This is a genomic window from Lujinxingia litoralis (assembly GCF_003260125.1).
Lineage (GTDB): Bacteria > Myxococcota_A > Bradymonadia > Bradymonadales > Bradymonadaceae > Lujinxingia > Lujinxingia litoralis.
This window is the reverse complement of record NZ_QHKO01000023.1, coordinates 1-3,878: the sequence shown is the minus strand read 5'-3', so window position 1 is coordinate 3,878 and position 3,878 is coordinate 1. Positions and strand designations below refer to the sequence as shown.

The window sequence follows — 3,878 nt, the reverse complement described above, 5'->3', positions numbered from 1 at the left end:
CCGGGCACCTACAGCGCCACCGGCGCCCAGGTGAGCTCGGGCCCCGCCACCTACCGCACCACCCAGAGCAGCGTGGAGGTGCGCAGTGGCGAGAGCGCCACGCTCACGCTGACCTACCAGGTGGTGCCCGGCTCGCTTAACGTCAGCGCCACCGGCCTGCCGGCCGGCGTCTTTTTTTCCTTCACGCTCTCAGGCCCGGCCCCGGCCACAACCCTCACCTCCCACACCGGGCCCAAGCTCCTGAATGACCTCACCCCGGGCACCTACACCCTGGCTTTTGCGGAGGTTGTCCACAATGGCGAGCGCTACGCGCCACCGGGCCACACGATCTCGCTGAATGTGACCAGCAGCCAGACCGCTCAAGCCACCGCGAGCTACTCCCTGGGATTTGGAACCCTGGCACTGAACCACGCGCTCACCCCGGGGGGCTCACTGACCCTGAACATCGGCGACGGCATCAACGCCCCGCAGCAGGTGACCTTGAGCGGCTCCGGCACCCATGAGCTTACCCTGAGCACGGGAAGCTACGAGCTTACCGTGGCCAGCAACAACCTGGGGACCGACCTCTACGGCAACCCCTACCAGGTAGAAGGCGCCGACATTGGCTTCTCGATCGTCGGCGGCCAGAGCACCCAGGTCTCCCTCTCCGCGCGTAACCCCACTCTGGTGACCCGCAACGACAACCAGGGACCGGGCTCGCTGCGTGAGGTGATCGGGCGCGTCAACGCCGGCAGCGTCATCACCTTTGCCCCCTCCGTCACCCGGGTCACGACCGAGACGCGCATCCTTGTCGATAAGGAGCTCTCCCTCGTGGGCCCGGGCCCCGCTCAGCTCACGCTGACCACCACCGGCGACGATCGCCTCTTCTCATTCCTGCCCCAGGCCGATGTGCACCTCGAAAACCTGCGCATCGCCGACATTGACACCACACAGGGCTCCCCGGCCATCCACAGCAGCGGGCGCTTTAGCCTGCGCAACGTCGTGATCGAAAACAACGCCACCTCCCACGACGTCAGCGGCGGCGCGATCACCATCAGCGATGCCACCGGCGAGCTCCTGATCGAAGACTCGACCTTCCGCTACAACAACAGCAATGGCGACTTTGGAGGCGCGATCTTCAACGACCTTCATGGTCACACGCTGGTGATTCTACGCTCCAAATTTGAAGACAACTACGCCAGGTATGCCGGCGGCGCCATCAGCTCTAAAAGCAGCCTGGAAGTCGAAGATACGCTCTTCAAAGACAACTTCAGCGATTCCAACGGCGGCGCCATCAGCGTTCCCTACACGGGTATATCCACCTCCTCCTACACGCTGGTGCTGCGGCGAACCCTCTTCCAAAACAACACCGCGGAGACCCACGGTGGCGCGGTGTATGCTTCAAATAAAGCCACCGTGGAAAACGTCACCTTTGTCGACAACCACGCCAACAACTCCGGGGGCGCCTACTACCAGTTCGATAAAGATGCGACCCTGGTGCACACCACCTTCCTCAACAACAGCGCTGGCACAGGCAACGCCATCGCCTCACTCTGTGACGCCGCCACGTCCATCACTCTGGGGAGCTCGATCATCGCGGGCAACGCCAACGCTTTTACCTGTTTGCCCAGCCTGAGCACCAGAACCCTCATCGCCTCGCGGGGCCATAACTACATCCAGTCCGACGACACCGTGGATGACTTTATCGCGGATCCCACCGACCAGGTCGGCACCAGCGCCGCGCCCCTGGCCAACCCCCTCCTGCCCCTGAGCAACAACGGCGGATTCACCCATACCGCCGCCATCAACCCGGCCTTCACCACCGCGCTGACCATCACCGCGGCCTCCTGCCTCGACGCAGCCGGCCAGCCCCTGACCGAAGACCAGCGCGGCAACGCTCGCCCGGTCAACGGCATGTGCGCCCTGGGAGCCTGGGAGTTCGATCCCTCGGCCCTTCAATCGTTTGAGCCCTTCTACGGCCACGGGCTCAGCTCCCAGACCTACTTCAGCGGCATCATCTCCACCGCGCAGGGCTACTACTGGGAGCTTATCGGGGTGCGCGCCGCCGGCGCCTACCAGATCGCTGGCGAGGGCCTGATGTTCCGCCAGGTCGGCGACTACGTGCGCAGCGTGAACTTAAGCGGCACGCTCTCGGAAATCAGCGTCGACTACCGCAAAGCCTTCGCCGGCAGCGCCGCTCGCCAGATCGCCATCGCGGTCAATGGCACCGTCGTGGCCACCAGCCCCACCTTCGGAGCCAGCTCCGGTGCCGACGAGACCGTCCACACCCTGACAGCCAGCGGACTCAACTTCAGCGGTGACTACACCATCGAGATCCAAAACCTCACCCCGGCCGATGGCCAGGTGGTGATCGATAACCTCCGCTGGCACTAATGCCTCCAGCACCCAAAGCCGGAGAGCAAAACGCCTCTCCGGCTTTGGGTCCCTCTGGCCCCTGCTTCACCCCCGGCATATTAGCCACGTTCGCCCTCCCGACTTCACTCCGGGGCACGCGTCCCACGCGCGTTCCCGAGCTCCCCGATAGAAGGAGCCTCCATGCATCGCCTCCACCATCTCCTCACCCTCCTACTCCTGGGCACCCTGGCCCTGGGGTGTGGCGACAGCCCCAACGCACGACGAAACCAGGACGCCGGAGAGCACGACGGCGGTGATATCGACCACGCGACCGGCTCGCTCTCTCTGAGCCTGGAGGGCCTCCCCCCCGAGAGCCCCTGGCCCAACATTGCGCTGGTGGGCGACACCACGCTGAGCGTGCCCGAGGGCGGCATCCTCGACGCAATCCCCGTGGGCCAGTACCAGGTGGTGGCCCAGAACATGGTGCTGGATCTGGCGACTTACAACGCGCCGGTGGCAAACCTGACCATCGAGGCCGATCAGCACGTCGAGCTCACCCTGAGCTACGCGCTGCTACCGGCCAGCTGGCAGGTGATCATCGAAGGGCTCCCCGGCACGCTCACCCCTCAGGTCAACCTGAGCGGCCCGAACACCGACGTGATACTCAACGCCTCGGCGCTCTTTGATGACCTGACACCGGGCACCTACCACCTGACCCCGCAGCAGGTGAGCGACGGGACCACGACCTACCACGCCGCCGTGCGCACAGCCGCGCTGACCAGCGGCGCCAACGATCCCACCACCATCACCTACGGGCTGGCCAACGGTCAGCTTCAGGTAAGCTTCCAGGGGCTTCCCGCCGGCGTCTCGCCCACCATCACGATCAGCGGCCCGGGCGGCTACAGCGCCACGGTCAACTCCGCCACCACCCTCCAGGATCTCGTCCCGGGCATCTACGTTGTCAGCGCCGCCGATGTGACCCAGGGCGACTTAAACTATAGCGCGCCACCGCAAAGCGTTGAGGTCTTAAGCGATGCCATCGCCAGCGCGCATCTCAACTTTGGGATGGCCACCGGCCAACTCAACGTGGTGACCCAGGGACTGCCCGCCGGCGCGGCCGCCAGCGTGACCCTGACCGGCCCGGCCCCCTCCACCGCCCAGACCACCTATCCCGACGTCACCAACCTCCCGGGGCTGGCGCCCGGGCAGTACACCCTGACCTTTCATAATGTAAACGCCGGCGGGAGCTCCTATGAGCCCGCCACGCGCACCACCACCGCCTCGGTGCAGAGCGGCCAGACTACCCACCTGACCCAGACCTACGCCGCGCTCGACGGGGGGCTGGCCCTGTCCCACGACCTGCCCTCCACCGGCAGCCTCACCATCAGGGTTGCCAGCGCGGGCATCTCTCACAGCCGCCAGCTCAGCGGCCAGGGCACCGCCCACATCCCGCTGGACCCGGGCACCTGGTCCCTCAGCGTGAGCGTTAACCAGCTGGGCACCGACGCCTGGGGCAACGTCTACACCGTGGTCGGCGGCAGCCA

At 65.7% G+C, this 3,878-nt stretch carries 1 protein-coding gene and 1 pseudogene; both read left to right on the top strand.

The genetic code is table 11. From position 1 onward, the window contains the following. On the top strand, window positions 1-2,373 hold a 2,373-nt coding region (locus tag DL240_RS19445; RefSeq protein WP_146618439.1), incomplete at its 5' end, for a right-handed parallel beta-helix repeat-containing protein. Between the two features lie 162 nt (window positions 2,374-2,535). Next, a pseudogene (locus DL240_RS19440) lies at window positions 2,536-3,878 on the top strand (hypothetical protein); the annotation flags it as partial.